Here is a 23577-nt window from a genome sequence, read left to right as displayed (position 1 = left end):
GGGGGAGAGACATGACGGATCAGCATGCCGGGGACCCGCACATCGGCTCCAACGCGCCCGCGCCGTACCTCGACGGGCAGGAGCAGCCGCACCCGGGCCAGGGGCAGCCGGGTGCGGCGGGGGGATGGGGCCGGCCCGCCCCCGGCCAGTCGGCGTACGGTCAGCCGGCGTACGGTCAGCCCGGGGTCGGCCAACCCGGGTATGGCCAGTCGGCCTACGGCCAGCAGGCGTACGGGCAGCCTGCGTCCGGCCAAGCAGGGTACGGGCAGCCCGTGCCAGGCCAGCCGGCGTACGGTCAGCCCGGGGTCGGCCAACCCGGGTATGGTCAATCGGCCTACGGCCAGCAGGCGTACGGGCAGCCCGTGCCAGGTCAAGCAGGGTATGGGGAGCAGGCGTACGGCCAGCAGGGTGGTCAGGGGCAGTGGGATGCGCCCGCGCCGCCGGGGCAGCCCGGGCCGGGCCCGCAGACCCCTCCCGGGTACGGCCCGCCCGGCCAGGCCGCGACCTGGGGCCCGGACGCCCCCGGCGTTTCGGCACCGTACGGGCAGCCGGGTCAGGGCCAGCCGGGGCAGGGCCAGCCGGGCCAGGGGTACCCGGGGCCGGGCCAGTCAGCTCAAGGCCAGCCGGCTCAGGGCCAGCCGGTTCAGGGCCAGCCGGGTCAGGGGTATTCCGGCTCGCCGTACCCGCAGCCCTGGCAACAGCAGCAGCCGGGTCAGGCCGCTCCGGCCCCCCTTCCGCCCGGGCAGGGCCAGGCGCCCTGGCACCCGGGTCAGCAGGGCTACGCCGCTCAGCAGGGCGGTTACGCGGGCCAGGGCTACCCCGGCCAGCAGGGCTACGCCGCTCCGGCATTTCCTGCCCAGGGTCCCCCGCCACAGCCGTCGGCACCCGGAGGCAGCGGCAGAACGCTGCTGTTCGTCGCGCTCGGGCTGGTGGTGCTGCTCGCGGTGGGCGCCGGAACCGCCTGGTTCGTGGCGGGCGGAGGTTCCGGCACCGGACCCGGCGGCGGCGGGGGGAAGGAGTGGTCCGTCCCGCTCGCGAACGCCGACAGCATGGATTTCTCCCAGGGGCTCGCGTTCGCGAGCTGGCTCGGCGACAAGACGGTGATGCGGGTGCAGCGGGACGGGGTGCTCGCCTACGAGCTGGCCTCGGGCAAGCGCGCCTGGGGCACGCCCTCGCCCGGTGACCAGCTCTGCGGCGCCACCCCCGACCTGGCCGAGGGCAAGGGCGCCGTGGCGTACGGCAGCGACCAGCTGTGCGACCACCTGGCCGGGATCGACACCGCGACAGGGAAGATCACCTGGAAGGTCAGGATTCCGGCGGAGAAGTCCCGGCTGGCCAACCTGCTCATCGTGCCTCAGATCATGAGCGCGGGCGACGTCGCCGTGGTGTACGCCGACCGCGTCCTGTCCGGCTACCGGCTGTCGGACGGCGGCAAGCAGTGGACCTACCAGTTGCCCGAAGGCTGCCATGTCAAGGACGTGAACGCGGCGGCCACCCGGGTGGCCCTGCTCCTCGACTGCGCCTTCCGGGGCTCGGGCGGCGTCGTGCAGGCGCTCGACCCGAAGACCGGCAAGGCCGGATGGCAGCACAAGATAGGCGAGCTGCGCCTGATGAGCACGATGCTGTCGGCCGACCCGCCGATCGTCAGCCGGGAGGACGGCGACAGGAACACCTTCACCGTCCTCGACGACCGGGGCGGCGAGGTCAGCGAGTTCACGACGGGCAAGGTGGACATGCTCGCCATGAACACGGTGCCGTTCGTGAACGGGATGTTCGAGCAGCGCCGCTATGCCGTGCACGGTGACCGTCTCTACCTCATGACCTTCCCGGAGAACGTGAAGGGCGCGGGGCGGTCGAGCGACATGGCGCTCGCCTTCGACCTCAAGACCGGCAAGCAGGTGTGGCAGTCGTCCGGCACCAAACCCACGATGCTGACTCTCGTCCGCGCGGACGACCACGGCCTGCTCGCCCTGGAGGTCGGCGACCGGCGCGACCTGCCTCCGCGGCTCGTGCGCCTGGACGCGGCCACCGGCAAGGCGGCGGAGGTGGCGGAGTTGCCGCAGGAGTACGGCACCGACGGGGAGGACGCCCGGGTCTTCGAACGGAGCGGCGCCGTGGTCATCGTGCCGTGGACGCCCGTCGCCGTGAAGCACGCGGTGATCTACGTCGGCACCGGGGAGAGCTGAACGCGCGACGATCCTGTGCCCGCGGCGACGGCCGCGGCACGGGATGGCCGTGCCGACGGCTTCTCCGCCATGTCGGGCGGGAACGTGCCGTGATGATCAAAGCCAAGGCAGTATGTCCCTGTGGACCATGTCCTGTACGGCCTCGCGGTCAATCCGGCCCTGCCGTCCGATCTGCTGGACCGGCTGGTCAGGACCGCGGACGAGGTCGTCGCCGCCGGCCTGGCCGAGCGCGCGGACCTGACCCGCGAGCAGGCGGCGGCGCTGGTCGCGCGTGACGAGGACAGCGCGGCGGGGCTCGCGGAGCGGGGTCTGCTGACGGCCGGCGACATCGATCCGGTGGCGCAGCCGTCCGCCGCGCTCGCCCTGCTCGCCGAGGGAGCGGGCCGTCCGGAATGGGCACGCCTGTTCGCGGCGGATCCGGACCCCGGCCGCCGGGAGCGGCTGGCCGGCTGCCCCGGTCTTCCGTCCGATGTGACGGAAGTCCTCGCGGCGGACGCCGACATAGGGGTCGTCGCGGAGCTCGCGCTGTGGACGACGCCGGACACGGCGGCGCGGCTCGCGGAGCACCCGCATGCCGAGGTCCGCCGCGCGGTGGCCGTCAACGAGGCGACACCGCCGGAGGTGCTGGCCGCGCTGCTCACCGGTGAAGGCGTCTCCCCGGCTCGGCGGTGCCTGGTCTGCGACCGGAAGCGGACGCCGTTCGTCCACGACCCGGACTGTCAGGAGCCCGACTGCGGGCTGCCGTCGGACGCCTCGTGTGACGGTTCCCACGAGTCCACGGTCCATGCGACGCAGCAGTACGCGCTGCGTAACCCGGCCACGCCCGCCGCGGCCGTGGCCGGCTTCGCCGATCACCCCTCGACGTTGCTGCGCTGGGAGCTGGCCGGCCGCACCGACCTGCCCCCGGAGGTGTACGAACGCCTCGCCGGCAGTCCGGAGGCGGGCATCCGCGGCACTCTCGCGGAGAATTCCTCGATCGGTGACGCCCTGATCCACCGGCTGGCCGAAGACGCCGGTTACGACGTGCGGCGCAGGCTCGCCCACAACCCACGCGTACCGCTGGAGGTGCTCACCCGGCTGGCCGGGGCCGTCAGGGTCGGTCCCACCCTGCTGCCGCGGATCGCCGCCGCCTCGCGGGCGGAGGTGGAGGAACTGGCCGCCTCGCCGGACCCGGCCGTGCGGATGTTGACGGCCGAACGGCGCGATCTGCCGCCCGCGACCCGTGACGCGCTCGCCGCCGACCCCGACGCGAAGGTCGCCAAGTCTGTCGCGCCGCATCCGGGCCTGTCCGAAAGCCGGCTGCGCGCGATGGTCGCCCGGCACGGCGTACAGGTCGTCGCCAGGGTGGCGAGGAATCCGGACGCCCCGCCGGAGCTGCTGGAGGACCTGGTCCGGCACGATCCGCCGGCGCGCAAGGCGTTCCGCGAGGTGGCGCGGCATCCCAACGCGACGGCCCGGGCGCTGTCGGCCTGCCTGCGGGATCCGCGGGCCAGGCCCGTCGCCGCGGGTCACCCGGCACTGCCGCCGCGGGTCGTCGTCGAGCTGCTCGCCGACGACGACTGGGCGGTGGGGCAGGCGGCCGCGGCCAATCCGGCACTGCCGCCCGCCGTGATGTCGGCGCTGGTGTCCCGGCACGTCGGAGGCGGCTGACCGTCACGCAGGTGTGCGGAGGTCCCGCCCGGGCCGATGGCCGGAACGGGACCTCGCCGTCCCCCGTCAGGGGCTGGTGCAGGTGGCCGCGGGGGTGGCCGACGAACCGTTGCCGATGAAGCCGAAGGTCGTGCTCCCGTTGGCCGCGACCGAGCCGTTCCAGGTCTCGTTGCGCACCGTCACGGCCGAGCCGGAGCCGGAGCTCAGGCCTCCCCAGAGCTGGGTGATGGTCTGCCCACCGGGCCAGGTCCACTTCACGGTCCAGCCGTTGACCGCCGCGTTGCCCGCGCGCACCGTGACCTCACCCTGGAACCCGCCGGCCCAGGAGTTCACCACCCGCATCGTCGCCGAGCACGCGCCGGTCGTCCCGCCGGACGGCGAAGGGCTCGGCGAAGGGCTCGGCGACCGGCTCGGACTCGCGCTCGGCGAGGGACTCGGCGAGACGCTGGGGGAGGGGCTCGGTGAGGGACTCGGGCTGGGCGAGGGACTCGGGCTGGGCGAGGTGACCGGGCCGCCCCACCCCGACGTCGAGTCCAGCCACGCCGCGCGGTTCAGCGTCCAGTCGCGCAGGTACTGCACCTGCCCCTGCCAGGTGGACGCGGTCGGCGTGTTGAAGAAGCCGATGGTCCGCGTCGTGAGGTTCGGCCAGCGCTGGAAGTTGCGCTGCGCCGCGTTCGCCAGCGGCGCGGAGAGAGCCTCGATCCTGCTCCGCAGGGCCGAGTCGGACAGCAGGCCACGGCGCAGCGTCTGCCAGCGCGACCTGACCTGGTCGACGAAGGCGGGATCCCGCATGAGCTGGGTGAACCAGTCGTTGGCGACCGGCTGCCGGGTCTGCTGGTACTGCCAGCCCGCGGCCTGGTCGTTCTGGAAGAACCCGCCCACGCCGAAGGTGAGGTCGTAGTCCCACAGCGGGCCCGCGAAGATCTTGGTGTCCCGGTCCTTGTAGAAGTACGCGCTGCGATAGTTGGCGTCCATGTTCCGGCTCAGCTCGTAGACGATGAGCTGGTCGACGAAGGAGTTCACGTCGATGTACGCCCGGTAGCCGGTGTTCGGGTCGGCGAAGTTCTGCGCGTGCAGCACGTTGTGGAACTCCTGGATGTGGCCCCGCAACCAGTCCTTCTGCTGGGTTTGCAGGGGCGAGGGGTCGACCACTTCGAGGTAGGTCCAGCAGGTGGCCGCCGCCCCGGTGCACGCCAGTGTCGGCTCCTCCGCGGCCATCCATTCGAACTTGAAGATGTACCCGCCCGTGATCTTCGGCAGGGTCGTGTCGTCCTCGTCCAGCTTCTTCAGGTCGAGACGGTTCTTGCTGTTCTTGATCGTCTCGGTGAGCAGGTAGACGCCCATGTAGTCGTCGGCGCCCACCGGACCGGAGTCGCCGTTCACGTAGAGCTCCACGAACCGATACCGGGGCACCTTCAGCCCCATCTCCTTGCCGAGGTCGTACACCAGGGCTTCGCGGATCAGCGACTTGTCGGGGAAGGGCCCGCGCAGCACCCAGTCGGAGTCGGCGGGCATCCCCAGCACCGGGTAGTCGGCGTCGTCGTTGTCGTTGTCCCGGAACTCGAGGCGGTACGGCGCCTTCTCGAAGCTGGCCGACGACTGTCCCCGCAGATGGAATCCGGAGCGGGTGGCGACCGCCGGGGCCGCGGCCAGCGACGTCGTCGCTCCGCCGCCCGGCTCGAAGATCATGGTCGCGGCGTCCAGGTACTCCCGGCCGGGCTTGCCCTTGCCGTACGAGTCGATCAGGACCACCGGCAGGTCGTGGGCCGTGGTGGTGTCGCGGGCGACGTACATGGCCGTGCCGGGTTCGCCGGACGCCGTGCCGCCGGCGAAGGCCTGCGCGCGCAGCTGTGTGGTGCGGGTGAACTGCAACGGCTGGCCACCGTAGAGCGCCGACTGCGCGGTGGGCGGCGTTCCGTCGGTGGTGTAGCGGATCTGCGCGCCGCTGACCGCGGTGCTCAGCGACACCGACACCTGGCCCTGGAAGGTGCCGCTCGGCACGGAGAAGACGATGTCGCCCGTCAGGTCGTCCGCCGCGGCGGACGCGGCTGCCGATGCGGCGGCGGACGTGGCGGCGGACGTGGCGGCGCTCGCGACGCGTCCGGCCGGCCCGGCGCCGGACGCCGATGCGGCGCCGGCCGGCGGCGGGTACGCGTTGAGCAGTCCCGCGAGGACCACGGCGGCGACCGCGGCCCTCGTGACGCGGCGGGCCGCGGCCGCGCCGGTGCTGCGGAGGGTCAGACGCACGATGCCTCCTGTTCGGGGAGGGGGGAGAGTGTGGGACCGGCCGGTGACGCCGCGCCGTGGAAATGGCGGCGCAGCGTCCGCCGCCACGGCCCGTCGGGCAGGTCGGGGCGGAGAGCGGCCAGGCCGGTGGCGTACTTGGAGATGCGGGCGGGCCGCATGCCCGCACGCCACAGCATGCGGTCGACCAGCGTCGCGGCCGAGGCGGTCTTGGTCTCGACGACGGCCAAGCCGGGCAGCCACAGCGTGGCGTCGCCGTGCCGCCAGGTCAGTGCGGTGTCGACGGTGACCCGGCTCGCGGTGTCCGGCAGCAGCAGGGTGGCGCGCCGGTACTCGGTCACCAGGATCGGGTCGAGGCGGCTCCCGGCGGCGGGACCGATCGACTCGCGGGCGAGCGCCTCGTCGACGAAGTCGCGCCCCGGGTCCACGGTGCCGCAGTCCCCGGGGTGATAGGGCAGCCGGTGCTTGGTGATGCTCCCCCGCGCGCCGTTTATCTTGACCTCCAGCCAGCACTCGGCGGAGTCGAGATAGGTGCGGGTGCGCACCTTGAAACGCCGCCGCCTGCGCTGGGCCGCGCGGTGATAGCTGACCAGCTGCGGGGTGTCGAAATACACCGACCGATAGCGGAAGCTGCGTTCGCCGTCGATGTCCAGCACCCGGGCGTACGGCGTGAGCCGTTCCAGCAGAAAGGGCAGGGACTCCGCCGGAACCGGATACTTGCGGTCCACCCGGGTCTGCAGCGCGGCCCGGTCGACGAGCTCGGCGAGCCCGACCGGGGCCAGTCGCGCCAGGGCCGGCCCGATGGGCGTCGTGGTCATCGGTGCGCTCCGGCGTGTGCGGGTGCGCCGGGTTCGGTGATCGGCGCGCGGCCGGTCCGCGCGTAGCGGACGTCGACCACGGTGGTCTCGTTGACCAGGTCGAGCCGCTGGACGGTGACGGCGTGCACCCGGGCGTCGAGCAGTTGTTCCAGGTGCGCGACGAGCGCGACGTGGTCGGTGAAGGCAGAGTCGAGCACCAGGATCTGGTGCCGGTAGTGCCGGAACAGCCGCCGGTGGTCGCCGAGGAACATCACCACGAGGATGAGCGCCATCAGGCCGGCGCTGAGCCACACCGAGGTGGTGCTCAGGGCGCCGAGGATCCCCAGGGCGAGGGCCGAGAAGTAGTACGCGACCTCGTGCTGGTCGAGCTCGGTCGAGCGCAGGCGGATGATGGACAGCACGCCGAACAACGCCATCCCCAGCCCGAGCCCGGCGCCCGTGTCGGTGGCGTTCAACGCGCTCGCCACAGCGAGGACGCCGATGTTGACGCCGAGGAAGGACACGACCAGGTCGCGTCGGCGGTGCCGGGGGAAATAGAGCCCGAAGACGAGCAATACCACTGCGCAGATGTCGATCGCGAACAGAACGAGCTGGGACAGCACGGTCGTTCCTCCTGATTCGCTGCCGGGACGGGCAGGGCACCACCCGCTTCCTCGCAGGGGTCCGCGGAAGAGTTGCGCGAAAGTTTCGTATAACAAAAGAAACTTTCGGCAACCCGTGCGGAACGATAGGTGAATGACGAGTGGCGCGTCAATGAACTTCTGGTACGCCGTCCTGCCGGAAATGGGCCAAGTTCCCTGGTCAGCCTTGACAATGGGCATGTACGTCGTTGTTTACCCGGAGTGAAGAGTGATCCGGATCGGGGCGTATCGGAGTGAAACTTTCACCCCCGCCCGGGTGCTCGAAGGCCCCCGCCTGTGTCGGGCGGGACGGTTGCTGCCGCGCCGCGAACGGGATCCCGCCGCCCGGTCGCGGTGGCGCGACCGTGCGCCCGGCGCCCAACCCGGGCCGCGGACGCCGACTGCCCGAATCGCATGCACGGCACCGTGCGGAGAACCGCCGATGAGACTCGGGGCATCGGCGTGCTCTTCTCGCACTTCGGCTTTCGTCCATGTGCGAGAAATCACTGACGCTTTTCGAAGGTGTGCGGAGAAGGCCGCCGATCGATGGTTGACAGGTGATTATTCAACCCGCAGACTTGGTGAAAATTTGCAGTCAGCGGCTGTTCGGGGGGTGTCGCGTACTGCCGAAAGACGGCTCGGAGAAAAGGACGCGTTCGCGTTTCCCGCTCTTCCGTGGCTGAGAAAGGTTTCAGCATGTCTTCAGGAGGCACGTTCCCCTCCACTGCCTCTTCCGCCGGAAAACGCGTTCTCGCGCTGGCGTTGGGCGTCGGTTTTCTGGCAGGTCTCGCCGTTCCGGCCGCCGGCGCCGGCGCCGCCGTCACGGCGGATTCCCAGGCGATAGTCCGGCAGGCGGCGCCGAGCCTGCCCAGCGGGCGGACCACCTACCGCACCATCGCCGACTACAACGACGAGATGCTCGCGCTCGGCGCCGAGCACCCCGGCCTCGTCAAGCACATCACTCTGCCGCACAAGACCCGGCAGGGCCGGGAGGTGTACGGCATCGAGGTCAGCCACGACGTCGACGCCGCCGACGGCAAGCCGGTCCTGTTGATGATGGGCGTCCACCACGGCAACGAGTGGCCCTCCGGCGAGCACACGATGGAGTTCGCCCACGACCTGATCGGCAACGACGGCAAGGACCCCCGGATCACCGGCCTGCTCGACCGGGCACGGGTCATCTTCGTCCCGGTCGTCAACGTCGACGGGTTCGTCATCAACCGGCGTACGAGCTGCGGCGTGTCCCCGACGTGCGCGAGCAACGCCGGCGTCGACATCAACCGCAACTACCCCTTCGGCTGGGGCAGCAACGCCGGTTCCAACGCCACTACCCGCGGACCGGGGCCCGGCTCCGAGCCCGAAGTGCAGAACGTCATGGACCTGACCAAGAACAACCAGGTCACGGTTCTGATCACGAACCACACCTCCGGCCACACCGTCCTTCGCCCGCCGCTGGAGAAGCGCGCGGGCGACACCCCGGACGAGGCCGTCTACGCCGCCCTCACCGACGCGATCACGGCCGAGAACGGCTACACCGGCATGAAGTCGGGCTTCGACTACGAGACGACAGGCGAGACCCCGGACTGGTCGTACTACGCGACCCGCGGCCTCGGGTTCACCTTCGAGATCATGAAGACCCAGTCGACCAACAACACCTACTCCGAGGTGATCGAGGACTACACGGGCACCGGCCGCTACGAGGGCAAGTCGAACCGCGAGGCGTTCATGGTGGCCCTGGAGTACGCGGCCGATCCGGCCGGCCACTCCGTCATCACCGGTAAGGCGCCGAAGGGCGCGGTCCTGAAGGTCACCAAGGACTTCGACCTGTGGACCGCGCCGATCAGGCAGGCGAACAACGTCGTCGACGCGCCCCAGAGGGTCCCCACCCACCTGGAGTCGACGCTGGTCGCGCCCACCAACGGCACGTTCGCCTGGCACGTCAACCCGTCCGTGCGCCCGGCCCCGGCCTACACCGAGACCGGCGTCGTCGCCACCGGGCCGGGCAACTTCATCAAGGAGAGCTGGACGCTGACCTGCGCCCGCCCGACCGGTGAGGTCCTCGAGACGGTGCACGTGACCGTCGACCGGGGCGAGCGGGTCGACGTGCGGCTGCAGGAGTGCAAGACGCGGTTCAACGGCAACGGCCCGAAGAGCTGACCGACACCACACAGCAGCAACGAAGCCGGGCGGTCCCCATGGGGGCCGCCCGGCGGCGTTGCATCCGGCGGGCGCTTCGCGATTCATGAGTGAGGCGGCCGGCCCGGGGGCGGGCCGTCACCCACGAGGAAGGGAAGTGTTCGACGATGAGGCACGTCCCGGAGACCGGCCGGCCGCTCGCCGTGCTGGACGCATCCCGGATCGCCGCGAACCTGCGTGCGCTCTTCGACGGCCATCGGCTCTCGCCGTCGCAGCGCCGGATCGCGCGGTATCTGCTGGACAACGCGCAGGAGGCCGTCTTCTTCACCAGCGCGGACCTCGCCGAGCGCGCCGGGGTCAGCCAGCCGTCGGTCACCCGGTTCGCCGCCGCGCTCGGGTTCCGCGGGTTTCCCGAGTTCCGGGAGGCGCTGCGCGTGTCCGTGTTCGGCGATCGGCCGCCGGACACGACGGGCGGCCGCTTCAACGAGATCCAGGAGCTGGTCAACTCCGAGATCCGCGATTTGGAGCGGCTGCGTGACGGCCTGGCCGATGCCGGTCAGCTCCGGCGGGTGGCGGGACGGCTGGCCGGGTCGAGCCCTCTCCTGGTCATGGGCATGCGGATCTCCGCGCCACTGGCGCATCTGTTCGGCTACCTCGCCGAGAAGGTGCTCCCGGACGTACGCGTGCTGGACGTGCCGGGGTCGGTCCTGGAGGACCGGTTGAGCAGGGCGGCCGAATCGGGCGCCGAATGGGTGCTCGCCATCGGGCTGCCGCGCTATCCGCGTGAGCTGGCGCAGGGGCTCGTCTGGGCGCGGCGCGCCGGGCTGAAGGTCGCCCTCGTCACCGATCAGCCGGTCGGCCGGCTCGCCGAACTCGCGGACGAGGTCCTGCCGGCCCCGGTGAGCTCGGACTTCGCGTTCGACTCCCACGCCGGCCCGACGGTCCTGTGCACCGCGCTGCTGCACTGCATGCTGGACGTGCTCGCCGCCGAGGGGCAGACCCGGCTGGAGGCGTTCGACGACAGGGCCGCGGAGCGTCAGGTGTTCCTCACCGGCTGACCGGTGATCGCGTCCAGTAGGCCGGGGAACGCCGCGTCCATGTCGGCGCGGCGCAGCGAGTTCATCCGTGAGGTTCCCACGTAGTACTGCCGGATCAGGCCCGCCTCCCGCAGCACGTTGAAGTGGTGGGTGGCGGTGGACTTGCTGACCGGGATGTCGAAGCCCCCGCAGGGGATGTCCGCGCCGGAGGCGTCGAGCTGCGCGACGATGCTCCGGCGTACCGGGTCGACGAGGGCCTCCAGCACCTGCTGGAGGCCGAACTGCGACGTCTCTGGGTGTGGCGGCGTACGTCCCATGGCACCAATAGTACGACACTCATCAAAGTTTGACAGGGATCGTACTTATGTCGCACAGTGAACCGCGATCACCACGAGCGGAGGACGACATGGCGAGGACTGTGCGGTTCCACGAGATCGGCGGGCCCGAGGTGCTGCGGCTGGACGACCTGGAGCCGGGAGAGCCGGGACCGGGCGAGGTGCGGATCCGGGTCGACGCGATCGGCGTCAACAGGGCCGAGATCCTGTTCCGGCGCGGCCGGTACATCGAGCCGGTCACGCGTCTGCCCGCGAGGCTCGGCACCGAGGCCGCCGGTGTCGTGGAGGCGGCCGGCCCGGATGTGGCCGGGTTCGCGGAGGGCCGGCCGGTCAGCGTCCTGCCGGGCTTCTTCTCTCAGAACGACTACGGGGTGTACGCCGAGCGGGCGATCGTGCCGGCCTCCGCGCTGCTGTCCCGCCCCGACGGGTTGGACGCGGTGTCCGGCGCGGCGGTGTGGATGCCCTATCTCACGGCTTACGGCGCGATGGTGGAGGTGGCCGGGACGCGAGCGGGCGACGTGGTGGTGATCACCGCGGCGTCCAGCAGCGTCGGCCTGGCCGCGATCCACACGGCCAATCGCATCGGGGCCACGCCCATCGCCGTCACCCGCACCCGCGCCAAGAGGCGGCGGTTGATCGAGGAGGGCGCGGCCGAGGTCGTCGTCTCCGACGAGGAGGATGTCGCGGGGCGCGTGCTGGAGCTGACCGAGGGCAGGGGCGCCGGACACGTCTTCGACGCCGTCGCCGGACCCGGGGTGACGGAGCTCTCCCGGGCCATTGCCCCCGGCGGGACGTTGCTCCTGTGGGGTGGGCAGAGCGGGCAGCCGACGCCGTACCCGGGATTCGACCTGGGCATGCCCGCCCTGAACATGCGTACGTACACGGTCCTGGAGATCACCAAGGAGCCCGAGCGGCTGCGCCGCGCCGTCGCCTTCGTGACCTCCGGCCTGCGCACGGGTGCCTTCCGCCCAGTGGTGGATCGCCTGTTCCCGCTGGAGGCGGTCGTACGCGCTCACCGCCACATGGAGTCCGGCACCCAGATCGGCAAGATCGTCCTCACCGTGGACCACTGAGCCCCGGTGCCGTGGCACAACCGGCCGCGCACATACGCGCGGACCGACACGGCGCGTCACGCGACCCGCGCTCGCCGTTCGCGGGCATGCTCCGGGAGTGCCGGCCCGGCACGTTCGCGGTGCGCGACAGCGCGGTGGACGCGCCCCACTGCGGGGCCCCTGTCGGTAGGGTCCCCTGGGCGGGACCCCGACGAGAGGAGTCGCGAGCGTGGTGGAGCGGGCCGGCGAGGCGCGATTGCACGAGGTGGAGCGGGGAGTTTTCGCGTGGGTGCAGCCGGACGGCACCTGGTGGCTGAACAACGCCGGAGCCGTGGCGGACGACGGGGGCGTCCTGATCGTCGACACCTGCGCGACCGAGGCACGCACCCGGCGTTTCCTCGGCGCGGTCGCCGCGGCGACCGGCGACGCCCCGGTCCGCATGGCGGTGAACACCCACCAGCACGGGGACCACTGCTACGGCAACAGCCTGCTTCCGGACGACACGGTCGTCTTCGGGCACGCGGCGATGAGAGAGGCGTTGCTGGTCGATCCGATCATCGACGGCTGCCCGCCGGTGTGGACGCCGGTGCCCGACTGGGGACACGTGACGCGCCGCCCGCCGTCGGTGGTCTTCACCTCCGAGCTGACCGTTCATGTGGGGGCGCGCCGCGTCGAGTTGCGGCATCCCGGCCACGCCGCCCACACCCCGGGGGACGTGGTGGCGTGGCTCCCCGGCGAGCGGGTGCTGTTCACCGGGGACCTGCTGTTCAACGGGCTCACCCCGATGGTGCTGATGGGGTCGATCGAGGGGGCGCTGCGGTCGCTGGACTGGCTGGCGGCCTTCGAACCCGAGCACGTCGTGCCGGGACACGGACCGCTCGCCACCGCCGCCGAACTGCCGCAGGTTCTGGCCGCGCACGAGCGGTACTACCGCTTCGTCCTCGACACCGCCCGGGCGGGACGAGAGAACGGGCTCACCCCGCTGGCGGCCGCGCAGGCGGCCGAGCTGGGGGTGTTCGCCGAATGGGCGGACGCCGAGCGCCTGGTGCTCAACCTGCACCGCGCCTACGCCGAGGCCGAAGGCGGCGAGGTGGATCTCCTCGCCGCCTTCGGCGACGCGATGGCCTGGCACGGTGGGCCGCTGCCGACCTCAGTGTGAGACCGGCGTCACGACCAGCCCTGCAGGCCGGCTCCGTACGGGTAGAGGGGGTTGCCGTAGGTGGTGGGGACGGTCTGGCCCGCGTCGATGCGGGCCCGGATCTCCGACCGCTGGGCGGCGGTGGCGCCCAGGTCGTAGGGGAGGTTCCAGTCCTCGACGGCGTCGGCGAGCACGTCGCCGCCGCCCGGTTTGAGAATCTGGTCGAGACCGCGCGGCAGCTGCCACGGCAGGCGCCCGCGCGGCGTGTAGTCGCCGAACAGGAGGCTCGCCGTCGCCGGCCCGACCTCCTCACCGCCCCGGTACGTCACCACGATGGCGTCGGCCAGGCCGTTCCACTCGCCGATGACGATGGGCCGGGGGAGGGTGAGCACGACGACCACCGGAACGCCCTGGTTCTTGAAGTTCTGGATGACGGCCAGCTGGTCGGCGGGCAACTGCGGCTGCTCCTTCACCCAGGCGGTGGCGTGGGTGTAGGTCGGTTCGCCGACCGCCACGATCGCGAGCTTGGGCGAGGGACCGGCGTCCTGGTGGACGTTGACGCCCGCGGTGGCCGCCCGCGCCCTGACCGCGTCCAGCAGGGTCTGCGAGCCGTACTCCTGGTGGAAGAAGCTCGTCCAGATGCAGCAGGCCGATCCGTCGGTGGCCCGTGGCCCGGCGACCACGACGTTGTCGCCCGCCTTGAGCTTCAGCGGCAGCACGCCGTTGTTCTTGAGCAGCGTGATGGACTCCCGGGCGGCCTGGCCGGCGAGCGCGACGTACGACGGCTGGTGGAAGCGGTAGGGACCGTTCACCGGGTCGCCGTACGGGCGCTCGAACACGCCGAGCGTGAACTTCAGGCGCAGGATCCGGGTCACCGCGTCGTTGATCCGCGCCATCGGAACTCCTGCGAGGAACGTCGTCATCGTGAACCCGGTCGCTCCGGGGTCGGCGCCGCCCATCACGTCCGAGCCGGCGTTCGCGGCCTTGACCCAGACCGAGGACGGCAGCCAGTCGGTGGTGATGAGGCCGGTGTAGCCGAGGTTGTTCCGCAGGTAGTCGAGGATCGGCTTGCTGTCGCCCGCACCCGATCCGCCCGGGTCGAGGTAGGAGCTCCCGGCGTAGCCCGGCATGATGTCGACGGCGCCGGCCTCCATCGCGGCCCTGAACGGGATCAAGTGGTACTTGATCGTCACCGCGTCGTAGGTGATCCCGGCCTCGCCGCCCGCGCCCTCGCCCGGCCAGTGCTTGACGGTCGCCAGCACGGACGCGGGGTTGAGCTCGGGGCCGCCCTGCAGCCCGGCCACCAGCGCGCGGACCTGGGCGGCCGCGACGTCGGCGTTCTCGCCGTTGCCCTCCTGGATGCGGGGATACAGGACCTTGGTGCCGACCTCGGCGAGCGGGCCGAGCACGCCGCGCGCCCCGACCTCCAGCTCCTCGCGGCGCTGCATGTCGCCGAGCTTGTAGTCGAGCGCGTAGTCCTTGCCCGCCGCGAGCGCGCTCTGCAGCGGGTAGGTGGTCTGGTATCCGGCGATGGTGTCGCCGGCCGAGACCGGCGGGATGCCGAGCCGGGTCCCGGACGCGTTCAGCAGGACGGCGTGCAGGTCGTTGGGCAACGCGGGACCGAAGTGCCAGCCCGAGAGCGGGTAGCTCTGGGCGTTGTAGAACATCTGGTACGCCTTCTCCTCCGGCGTCATCCTGCCGAGCAGGTCGTTGACCCGGGTTTCGACGGGCAGCCGCCAGTTCTCGTACGGCTCGGTCGTGCCGTTCTTGTTGAGGTCGCGGGCGCCGTTGACGATCGGGACGCCGTCGGCGACCTGCTCGAGGTCGGGCAGGTAGAGGCTGAAGGTGCGGATGTTCGAGGTCGTCCTGGCGCCCGACCCGCTCACCGCGACGACGAACCACTTGTACGTCCACCGGTCGGGGATGTCCCAGGCGGGCGTGTAAGTCGTGCCGGCCGGCTCGGCGACCTTGGTGTAGAGGTCGATCAGGTTGCCCGGGGCGGTGAAGTCGTAGTCGGTGCGGCTGACGTTCAGCCAGACCTCGTAGCGCACCGCGCCGGAGACGGCCGCCCAGGAGAACGCGGGCCTGCGTGTGTCGGTGACCATGGCTCTGTCCGCGGGGGCGGACAGCGCGAACTGGCCGGTGGTCGCCGGGGCCTTCGTGGGCGGGGACAGCAGGGGCGCGGTCGTGGCCGCCGTGTCCACGGTGCCGAAGACCTGGAACTCCCACAGCGAGTAGCCGTAGCCGGTGGCCCGGGCCGTGCCGACGAAACGGACATAGCGGCCGTCTCCGGTGACGGTCAGGTTCTCGACCCCGCCCTTGCCGCTGGTCGTGGCGTGGATCGGCGTCCACGACGTGCCGTCGGCGGACACCTCGATCCGGTAGCCGGTGGCGTACGCCGACTCCCAGTTGAGCGTGACGCCGGTGATGTGCCCGGCGCCGCCGAGGTCCACCCGCAGCCACTGGTCGTCGGAGTACTGGCTCGACCAGCGGGTCGTCGTGCGCCCGTCGAGCGCCGCCGCCGGAGCGTTGCCGCCCTCCCAGGACGAGGCCGTCACCTGCTTGTACGCCGAGATCGGTGTCCCGGTCGGCGGCGGATCGGTGGTGCCGCCGCCGCTCGTGTGGACCGCGAACTCCCACAGGGAGTAGCCGTACGCGGTGGCGCGGGCGGTGCCGTAGAGGCGGACGTACCGGCCCGAACCGGTCACGGTGAGGGTCTGGGTGCCGCCGGTGCCGGTGGTGGTGGAGTAGACGTCGGTCCAGGCGGAGGCGTCGTCGGACACCTGGATCTTAAAGGCCGTGGCGTAGGCGGCCTCCCAGCTCAGGACGACGGCGCAGATCGTCCTGGCCGAACCGAGGTCCACCTGGAGCCACTGGGGATCGGCCGCAGCGCTGGACCAGCGGGTGCCGGGGTCGCCGTCCACCGCCGCCGAGGCGGGGGTGCCGGCGTTCTCGGTGGACGACGCCGTCGCGGGCCGGTTCAGCGCCGCGTCGGCGCCGCAGGTGCCGCTCGACGGGGTGCCGTAGACCTGGAACTCCCACAGGGAGTAGCCGTAGCCGGTGGCGCGGGCGGTGCCGTAGAGGCGGACGTACCGGCCCGAACCGGTGACGGTGAGGGTCTGCGTGCCGCCGGTGCCGGTGGTGGTGGAGTAGACGTCGGTCCAGGCCGAACCATCGGCCGAGACCTGGATCTTGAAGGCCGTGGCGTAGGCGGCCTCCCAGTTGAGGGTGACCTGGCTCAGCGTCGCGGTGGTCCCGAGGTCGATCTGCAGCCACTGGGGGTCACCGAACGCGCTGGACCAGCGGGTGCCGGTGTTGCCGTCGACCGCCGCCGCGGCGGGGGTGCCGGCGTTCTCGGTGGACGAGGCGGTCACGGTCTTGCCCTGCGACAGCAGGACGGGCGCGGCGTACGCGGGCCCGGCGACGACGCTCGCGAGCAGCGCGAGCGCGGCGGCCAGGCCGAGGGAGAGCGCGCGCCGGAGGGTTGAGGGGTGTTTCATGGCGTCTCCTGCCCGCGTTACCAGCCGACCGCGACCAGCAGCCACTGCGGGTCGCCGTGCGAGATGAAGGACGAGTGGCCCGCGTAGTCGTCGTAGGGGAAGCCGTAGGCGAGCTTGCCGATGGCGTGGTCGTGCCAGAACTTGGCGTAGTAGTTCGCGGGGGCGGCCTTGTAGTAGTTCGACGGGTCCGACTGCTGGGCGTCGGACAGCCCGGCGACGTGCCGGTTCAGCGCCGCGCACATCTTCGGCGCCTCGGCGAGCGGCCCGGCGCACCCGGTGACCTGAGAGGTCGTCGCAGTCACGCCCTGCTGGGCGGCGTAGCCGGTGAAGTAGTTCGCGTACGCCCCGCCGGGCTGGAAGATCGAGGCGCTGCCCGGCGCCGGGATGCGGTACGGCGCCTGCACCTGGGCCAGCTGCTTGAACTCGGCGGGCACCTCGTCCATGAACCGCTGGAACGTCGCCGTGCGCGACTCGGCGAAGGTGGCGTAGTCCTCGCCGACGGCCACGTCGTAGCCGTCGCGGGCGTGCAGGCGCATCGCGAGCTTCAGGCCGAACGCGTCCACCCGGGTGGTGTTGCCGTTGAAGACCGACGGACCGACGGTGAACTCGATGAAGTCGTAGTACTGGCTGTCGGGGGAGCCGAGGTAGAAGTACATCCGGCCCGCCGTGTTGGCCGGCATGTCGAAGTAGGGCTGCTCGGCGATCGAGTGGACCTGGCCGTTGTAGCTCCAGTAGACCTGCGAGTCGGGATACTGGCCGTTGGTCCGGTTGAGGATCTTGACCATGACGACGTTCCTGGCCGCCGGGATGGCCGAGGTGTCGCCCCAGAAGGCGTCCGGCGGGGTCGTCGGCCCGGTCGTCGGATCGGTCGAGCCGCCCGTGGCGTTCACGGTGAAGCTCCACAACGAGTAGCCGTACGCGGTGGCGCGGGCGGTGCCGTAGAGGCGGACGTACCGGCCCGAGCCGGTGACGGTGAGGGTCTGCGTGCCGCCGGTGCCGGTGGTGGTGGAGTAGACGTCGGTCCAGGTGGAGGCGTCGCCGGACACCTGAATCTCGAAGGCGGTGGCGTAGGCCGCCTCCCAGCTCAGGACGACCCTGCAGATCGCCCTGGCCGAGCCGAGGTCCACCTGGAGCCACTGGGGGTCGCCGAACGCGCTGGACCAGCGGGTGCCGGTGTTCCCGTCGACGGCGGCCGATGCGGGCGTGGACGCGTTCTCGGTGGACGAGGCGGTCGCGGGCCTGCCCTGGGCGGCGTCGGCCGTGCCGCACCCGCCGCTTGACGGGGTGCCGTAGACCTGGAACTCCCACAGGGAGTAGCCGTAGCCGGTGGCGCGGGCGGTGCCGTAGAGGCGGACGTACCGGCCCGAACCGGTCACGGTGAGGGTCTGGGTCCCGCCGGTGCCGGTGGTCGTGGAGTAGACGTCGGTCCAGGCCGAACCATCGGCCGAGACCTGGATCTTGAAGGCCGTGGCGTAGGCGGCCTCCCAGTTGAGGGTGACCTGGCTCAGCGTCGCGGTGGTCCCGAGGTCGACCTGGAGCCACTGGGGGTCGCCGAACGCGCTGGACCAGCGGGTGCCGGTGTTGCCGTCCACGGCCGCCGAGGCGGGGGTGCCGGCGTTCTCGGTGGACGAGGCGGTCGCGGCCTTGCCCTGCGACAGCAGGACGGGCGCGGCGTTCGCCGGCCCGGACATGGCCGCGCCGGCCACGACGCAGGCCGCGACCAGGACCAGCCCGCCGATCACGGCTGTCAGGGCGCGGCGGGCGGAATGAAGCGTGGGACGTCTTCTCATGGTGGCGATTCCTCTTCGGGGGGTGAACAGGGCGAGCCCTGCCCCAGAGGATGATCGCCTTCGATACTTAGGTCAATACTTGAATTTAGTAGCCAAGAAAAAGATCTTGACCGGCGATGTCCACAGGGCCGCCGGCCGGGAGTCGGAGGTCGCCCGGTATCCGGCGGCGCCGACGGTGTCGCGTTCCGGTCCTAAAACCGGCTGAAGACCGAGGTCAGCGTCTCGATCTCCGGTGCGGACAGCTTGTCGGTGAAGTGGCGGCGGACCGCCGCGTCCAGGCCGGGCTGCGCGGCGGCGATGGCGGCGCGGCCGGCGTCGGTGAGGGTGACGATGACGCCGCCGGCGCGCTCGCGGGCGACGAGTCCGCGGGTGCTCATGCGGGTGAGCTGGTGGGAGACGCGGGTGCGATCCCAGCCGAGCGACGCGGCGAGTTCGCTCTGGCGCAGGGCGCCTCCCGCCTTGCCGAGGGTGACGAGGATCGACAGGTCCGGCTCGGACAGGCCCGCCGCCTCGGCGGTGTCCGCGATCACGCGGGCCCGGACGACCTCGTGGGCGCGCTTAAAGGCGGTCCAGAAGTCGACGGGGTCCGGCGCGGCTCCGGTCGCGGCCTCGTCCGGCATGGCTGTTTCGTCGTTCCGTGTTGACATATCAACATGCCTCTTCCTAATGTTGAAATATCAACGCTAACAGACGGCTGTGTCCGCGGCAGCCCTGTCGGCGGCATCCATGCTTCCCCGCCCCGTAGGAGGCGCCATGCACACCCGACCTCTTGGAACCGGCGGCCCTCTGGTCGCCCCTCTCGCCCTGGGCTGCGCCGGCATGTCCGACCACGCGGCCCCCGCCGACGAGGCCGACGCCATCGCCACGATCCACGCGGCCCTCGACGCCGGAGTCACCCTCCTCGACACCGCCGACTTCTACGGCATGGGCCACAACGAGGACCTCATCCGCCGCGCCCTCCGCGCCGGTGATCGCGACAAGGCGCTCCTCAGCGTCAAGTTCGGCGGTCTGCGCGGCCCCGACGGAGCCTTCGTGGGCATCGAGGGCCGGCCCGCCCACGTCAAGAACGCGCTCGCCTACTCGCTGCGCCGCCTCGGCGGCGACCACGTCGACATCTACCGCCCCGCGCGCCTCGACCCCGCCACTGCGATCGAGGACACGATCGGCGCGATCTCCGAGCTGGTCCGGGCCGGGTACGTACGCCACATCGGGCTCTCCGAGGTGGGGCCGGAGACCATCCGCCGTGCCCACGCCGTGCACCCGATCTGCGACGTGCAGATCGAATACTCCCTGTTCAGCCGTGACCCCGAGACCAACGGCATCCTGGACACCTGCCGCGAACTGGGCATCGGCGTCACCGCCTACGGGGTCCTCGCGCACGGCCTGCTCACCGGCTCCTACCGGCAGCCCGCCGGCGGCGACCCGCGCGCGGGCTGGCTGCCGCGCTTCCAGCCGGGCAATCTCGCCGCGAACCTCGCCCTCGTCGAGCGGCTGCGGCCGCTCGCCGACGCGCACGGGATCAGCGTCGCGCAACTCGCCACCGCCTGGGTCGTCGCGCAAGGCCGCGAGCGGGGCACCATCGTGGCCGTCCTCGGCGCCCGCCGGCCGCACCGCGTCGAGGAGGCCCTGGCCGCGGTCGGCGTCGCCCTGACCGACACGGACCTGCGCGCTGTCGACGAGGCCGTCCCGCCCGGAGCGGCGGCCGGCACCCGGTACGCCGCACCCCTCATGGCTCTGCTGGACAGCGAGCGGTCGTCAACAGAAAGAACAGGTAGCGAATCGTGAACGCATCCACGTCACCGCTCGCCGAGCGGGTCCGGTCCGGAAAGCCGATCGGGGTGGGGATCATCGGACTCGGGGCGGACGGCAGCTGGGCCGGGCGCTCACACCTGCCGGCCCTGCGCGCCGTCCCGGGGTACGAGCTGAGAGCCCTGAGCACGAGTTCGAAACAGTCGGCGGAGCGCTCCGGACACAAGCACGGAGTGCCGCACACCTTCGGTACGGCGGCCGAACTCGCCGCCTGCGACGAGGTGGACCTCGTGGTCGTGGCGGTGAAGGTGCCGCACCACCGCGAACTGGTGCAGGTGGCGTTGCGCGCCGGCAAGAGCGTGTTGTGCGAGTGGCCGCTGGGCAACGGGCTCGCCGAGGCAGAGGACATGACGCGGCAGGCGCGCGAGAGCGGGGTGCCCACCGTCGTCGGCCTCCAGGCGCGGTCGCACCCGGCCCTCGCCTACGTGCGGGATCTCGTCGCCGATGGCTACGTGGGGGAGGTGCTGTCCACGACGGTCGTCGGCTCCGGTGGCGCCTGGGGCGCCACCGTGGGCCCCGGCGACCACTACGTGCTCGACGCCGCCAACGGCGCGACCCTGCTGACCATTCCCTTCGCGCACACCCTCGACGGACTCGCGTCCGTCCTCGGCGAGCCCGAGGAACTGCGGATCCACCTGGCCTCGCGGCGTACGTCGGCCGTGGACACCGAGAGTGGACGGCCCGTGCCCATGACCGCCGCCGACCAGGTGGTGGCCTCGGGACGGCTGCCGGGCGGCGCGGTGGTCACCTTCCACTACCGGGGAGGCATGTCCCGGGGCGTCAACTTCCGCTGGGAGATCAACGGCACCGAGGGCGACCTGGTCCTCACCGCACCGGTCGGCCATCTCCAGCTCAGCCCGATCACCCTCGAAGGCGGCCGCGGGACATCCGGACTCGCGCCTCTGACGGTGCCGGAATCGTATGTCCGCGTCCCGCGCCTGGACCCCCACGCCGACGCGCCGGCCTACGCGGTCGCGCACGCCTACCAGCGGTTCCTGGACGGCCTGCGCGAGGGCGGCACCCCGGTCGTGCCCGATTTCGAGCACGGCGCCGCCCGGCACCGCAGCATCGAATCCGCCCTCACGACGGCCCGAGCAACGGCCCGAGCAACGGCCCGAGCAACGGTCTGAGCAGGAGACCTCAGCCGCCGGGACGTACCAGGCCGCTCTCGTAGGCCAGGATGACGAGCTGGACGCGGTCGCGGACGTCCAGCTTGGCGATGGCCCTGGCGACGTGGGTCTTGGCGGTCAGAGGGCTGATGACGAGGCGCTCGGCGATCTCGCCGTTCGACAGCCCGAGCGCGACGAGCCGCACCACCTCCAGCTCGCGGGTGGTGAGGGCGTCCAGCCGCTGCCCGGCGTCGGGCGCGAGGTCCTGACGGCGGGCGAACCGCTCGATGACGCGCCGGGTGACCCCGGGGGACAGGAGCGCGTCGCCGGCGGCCACGGCGGTCACCGCGCGGCGCAGCTCGGCGGGTTCGACGTCCTTGGTCAGGAAACCGCTGGCCCCGGCGCGCAGCGCCGCGAAGACGTGCTCGTCGGTGTCGAAGGTGGTGAGGATGACGACCCGGCAGTCCTGGCCCGTGACGATGCTCCGGGTGGCCGTGATGCCGTCCGTCCCCGGCATGCGGATGTCCATGAGGACGAGATCCGGCCGGATGCTCGCGGCCAGCCGTACGGCCTCGGCACCGTCGGCGGCCTCCCCGACGACGGACACGTCCCGCGAGCGGGCCAGCAGGCTGCGGAAGCCCGCCCGTACGAGCGCCTGGTCGTCGGCGAGGAGCACTCTGATCGTCACTCCGGTGAGCCTGCCACAGGGATCTCCGCCCTCACGGCGAAGCCCCGGGGCGCCGGGCCCGCGGTGAGGGTCCCGCCGAGGGCGCGCACCCGCTCGCGCATGCCGATGAGGCCGTTCCCCTCGGTGACGCCGCCGGAGGGGGCGCCCTTTCCGTCGTCGGCGACCTCGACCGTGATCGATCGCGGGTGGCGGGTGAGCGTCACCTCGGCCATGGTCGCCCCCGAATGCCTGAGCGTGTTGGCGAGGGCCTCCTGCACGATGCGGTGGACCGCGACGGAGGCGGTCGCGGGGATCGTGGACAGGTCCCCGTGTTGGCTGAGGGCGACGTCGAGCCCGGCGGCGCGGGCGTCGGCGACGAGGACGCCGATCGCGGACGCGTCGGACTGGGGCTTGGTGCCGGCGGGGCCCTCCCGCAGGACGGCGATGAGCGCGTTGAGGTCCTTCATCGCCCGGTTCCTGACGTCCTGGGCCAGGCTCAGCGCGGTGGCGGCCTCGGCCGGCTCCTCGCGCAGGGTGTCGGCGGCGACGTTGAGGTGGACGCCGACGACGGCCAGCGTGTGGGCGACGATGTCGTGCACCTCGCGCGCGACGCTCAGGCGTTCCTCCGCGGCGCGGGCGCGGTATTCGGCCTCGCCCAGCAGGTCGCGCCGGCGCAGCGACGCGGCGTAGGCGAGCCCCGCGGCGACGAGGGCCGCGAGCAGCAGCCCCTCGCCGAGGGTGTGCACGAGATACCGGAAGAGGTTCCTGCCGATGATCCACCGGGCGTCGACGGCGGAGTAGACGAGCTGGGCGACGCCGATGGCGACCACCCAGCGGGTGCGGGAGACGGTGGCCGCGGTGAAGTACGCCGCCGCGACGGGCCAGATCCATCCGGCGGGTGAGGGATGCCCCAGGTGATAGGCGAAGACGGCGGCGGCCGAAAGCAGCAGCACGGTCATCGGCCATCGGCGCCGGACGAGCAGGAGTGCGCCGAGGATCAGTGCGACGGGGATGACGCCGTTCCACGGCCCTCGCACCCCGGTGGCGAGGGCGACGGACACGAAGAGGACCACGGTGAGAGCGGCGAGCGCGACGTCGGCGATCCAGCCGGTCCGGCGAACCCGGCTCACAGGGTGGGCGGAGGCGGGCACTGTGTGCGATGCGGCCATGCGGGCCCTTTCACGAGGGAACTGGTGACGACGCAACGCTAGGCGGGGCCGCCTCCGCGCCGCGTCGTCCGGCCACAGGCACCTCGGGCCTGCTCCGCCCGGTGTACGGCTACTCCGCCGGGAGTATCCCGGCTTCGCGCAGACCCGACGCGGGCGAGCCCGGAACGGAAGCGGGTGCCCCGCGACTCGCGTCACGGGGCACCCGGGGTGGACGGTCCTTTGCCGACGACGGCGTCCCGGTCTGTGCGTGAGCGTCCGGGGCCTGTGCGGGTTCGCACAGGTCCCGGACCTCACACCGGGGCGATGGCCTCCCGTCG

Annotated in this window: 17 protein-coding genes; 8 read left to right on the top strand and 9 right to left on the bottom strand. The window is 71.9% G+C overall.

From position 1 onward, the window contains the following. Positions 1 to 11 precede the first annotated feature (11 nt). Positions 12 to 2186, top strand: coding sequence for an outer membrane protein assembly factor BamB family protein (locus AAH991_RS34660; protein ID WP_346230156.1), 2175 nt, complete (start codon positions 12 to 14; stop codon positions 2184 to 2186). A 120-nt stretch (positions 2187 to 2306) separates the two neighbouring features. Then, on the top strand, positions 2307 to 3836 hold the full coding sequence (locus AAH991_RS34655; protein ID WP_346230155.1) for a hypothetical protein: 1530 nt from the start codon (positions 2307 to 2309) through the stop codon (positions 3834 to 3836). 66 nt (positions 3837 to 3902) lie between these two features. On the opposite strand, the gene AAH991_RS34650 is transcribed toward AAH991_RS34655, so the two are convergent. Genes AAH991_RS34650 through AAH991_RS34640 form a run of 3 tightly spaced genes read right to left on the bottom strand, consistent with a single transcriptional unit; the run spans position 3903 to position 7500 of the window. After that, the gene (locus AAH991_RS34650) at positions 3903 to 6083 is read right to left on the bottom strand and encodes a CotH kinase family protein (protein ID WP_346230154.1); all 2181 of its coding nucleotides are present in this window, start codon (positions 6081 to 6083) and stop codon (positions 3903 to 3905) included. Continuing rightward, positions 6074 to 6898: a polyphosphate polymerase domain-containing protein gene (locus AAH991_RS34645; protein WP_346230153.1), complete on the bottom strand. Its 825-nt coding sequence runs from the start codon at positions 6896 to 6898 to the stop codon at positions 6074 to 6076. Before AAH991_RS34645 ends, AAH991_RS34650 begins: the two co-directional genes overlap by 10 nt. Beyond that, positions 6895 to 7500: a DUF4956 domain-containing protein gene (locus tag AAH991_RS34640; RefSeq protein ID WP_346230152.1), complete on the bottom strand. Its 606-nt coding sequence runs from the start codon at positions 7498 to 7500 to the stop codon at positions 6895 to 6897. Before AAH991_RS34640 ends, AAH991_RS34645 begins: the two co-directional genes overlap by 4 nt. Positions 7501 to 8214: 714 nt before the next feature. Here AAH991_RS34640 and AAH991_RS34635 point away from each other — a divergent pair. After that, positions 8215 to 9675, top strand: a complete 1461-nt coding sequence (locus tag AAH991_RS34635) for a M14 family zinc carboxypeptidase (RefSeq protein ID WP_346230151.1) — start codon at positions 8215 to 8217, stop codon at positions 9673 to 9675. Positions 9676 to 9821: 146 nt separating this feature from the next. Next, on the top strand, positions 9822 to 10712 hold the full coding sequence (locus tag AAH991_RS34630) for a MurR/RpiR family transcriptional regulator (RefSeq protein WP_346230150.1): 891 nt from the start codon (positions 9822 to 9824) through the stop codon (positions 10710 to 10712). Here the strand turns inward: AAH991_RS34630 and AAH991_RS34625 are convergent. Beyond that, positions 10691 to 11008 (bottom strand): ArsR/SmtB family transcription factor, encoded by a 318-nt coding sequence (locus tag AAH991_RS34625; protein WP_346230149.1) that lies wholly within the window; start codon positions 11006 to 11008, stop codon positions 10691 to 10693. The two genes, AAH991_RS34630 and AAH991_RS34625, sit on opposite strands and share 22 nt — an antisense overlap. A gap of 89 nt (positions 11009 to 11097) precedes the next feature. On the opposite strand from AAH991_RS34625, the gene AAH991_RS34620 reads away from it, so the two are divergent. Then, a complete protein-coding gene (locus tag AAH991_RS34620; RefSeq protein ID WP_346230148.1) occupies positions 11098 to 12099 on the top strand; it encodes a zinc-dependent alcohol dehydrogenase family protein in 1002 nt (333 codons plus the stop codon). 208 nt (positions 12100 to 12307) lie between these two features. Beyond that, complete coding sequence (locus tag AAH991_RS34615) at positions 12308 to 13237, top strand: MBL fold metallo-hydrolase (protein ID WP_346230147.1); 930 nt, start codon at positions 12308 to 12310, stop codon at positions 13235 to 13237. An 8-nt stretch (positions 13238 to 13245) separates the two neighbouring features. On the opposite strand, the gene AAH991_RS34610 is transcribed toward AAH991_RS34615, so the two are convergent. From AAH991_RS34610 to AAH991_RS34600, 3 genes are all read right to left on the bottom strand, one after another. Next, a complete protein-coding gene (locus AAH991_RS34610) occupies positions 13246 to 16716 on the bottom strand; it encodes a discoidin domain-containing protein (protein WP_346230146.1) in 3471 nt (1156 codons plus the stop codon). A gap of 17 nt (positions 16717 to 16733) precedes the next feature. Next, positions 16734 to 18506, bottom strand: coding sequence for a discoidin domain-containing protein (locus tag AAH991_RS34605; protein ID WP_346230145.1), 1773 nt, complete (start codon positions 18504 to 18506; stop codon positions 16734 to 16736). Positions 18507 to 18697: 191 nt separating this feature from the next. After that, positions 18698 to 19126, bottom strand: a complete 429-nt coding sequence (locus tag AAH991_RS34600) for a MarR family winged helix-turn-helix transcriptional regulator (protein ID WP_346230144.1) — start codon at positions 19124 to 19126, stop codon at positions 18698 to 18700. A 133-nt stretch (positions 19127 to 19259) separates the two neighbouring features. Here AAH991_RS34600 and AAH991_RS34595 point away from each other — a divergent pair, with 133 nt between their 5' ends. After that, on the top strand, positions 19260 to 20291 hold the full coding sequence (locus AAH991_RS34595) for an aldo/keto reductase (protein ID WP_346230143.1): 1032 nt from the start codon (positions 19260 to 19262) through the stop codon (positions 20289 to 20291). Further along, positions 20288 to 21445, top strand: coding sequence for a Gfo/Idh/MocA family protein (locus AAH991_RS34590; protein ID WP_346230142.1), 1158 nt, complete (start codon positions 20288 to 20290; stop codon positions 21443 to 21445). The genes AAH991_RS34595 and AAH991_RS34590 overlap by 4 nt, the downstream gene beginning before the upstream one ends. Positions 21446 to 21455: 10 nt before the next feature. Here AAH991_RS34590 and AAH991_RS34585 read toward each other — a convergent pair whose 3' ends face one another. Both AAH991_RS34585 and AAH991_RS34580 read right to left on the bottom strand, forming a co-directional pair. After that, positions 21456 to 22112, bottom strand: a complete 657-nt coding sequence (locus tag AAH991_RS34585) for a response regulator (RefSeq protein WP_346230141.1) — start codon at positions 22110 to 22112, stop codon at positions 21456 to 21458. Continuing rightward, on the bottom strand, positions 22109 to 23221 hold the full coding sequence (locus tag AAH991_RS34580; RefSeq protein ID WP_346230140.1) for a sensor histidine kinase: 1113 nt from the start codon (positions 23219 to 23221) through the stop codon (positions 22109 to 22111). The genes AAH991_RS34585 and AAH991_RS34580 overlap by 4 nt, the downstream gene beginning before the upstream one ends. Positions 23222 to 23577 lie beyond the last annotated feature (356 nt).

It is taken from the genome of Microbispora sp. ZYX-F-249 (genome assembly GCF_039649665.1).
In the GTDB taxonomy this organism is placed as follows: domain Bacteria; phylum Actinomycetota; class Actinomycetes; order Streptosporangiales; family Streptosporangiaceae; genus Microbispora; species Microbispora maris.
The sequence above is the reverse complement of the archived record's forward strand: the minus strand, read 5'-3'. Positions and strand labels throughout refer to the sequence as shown.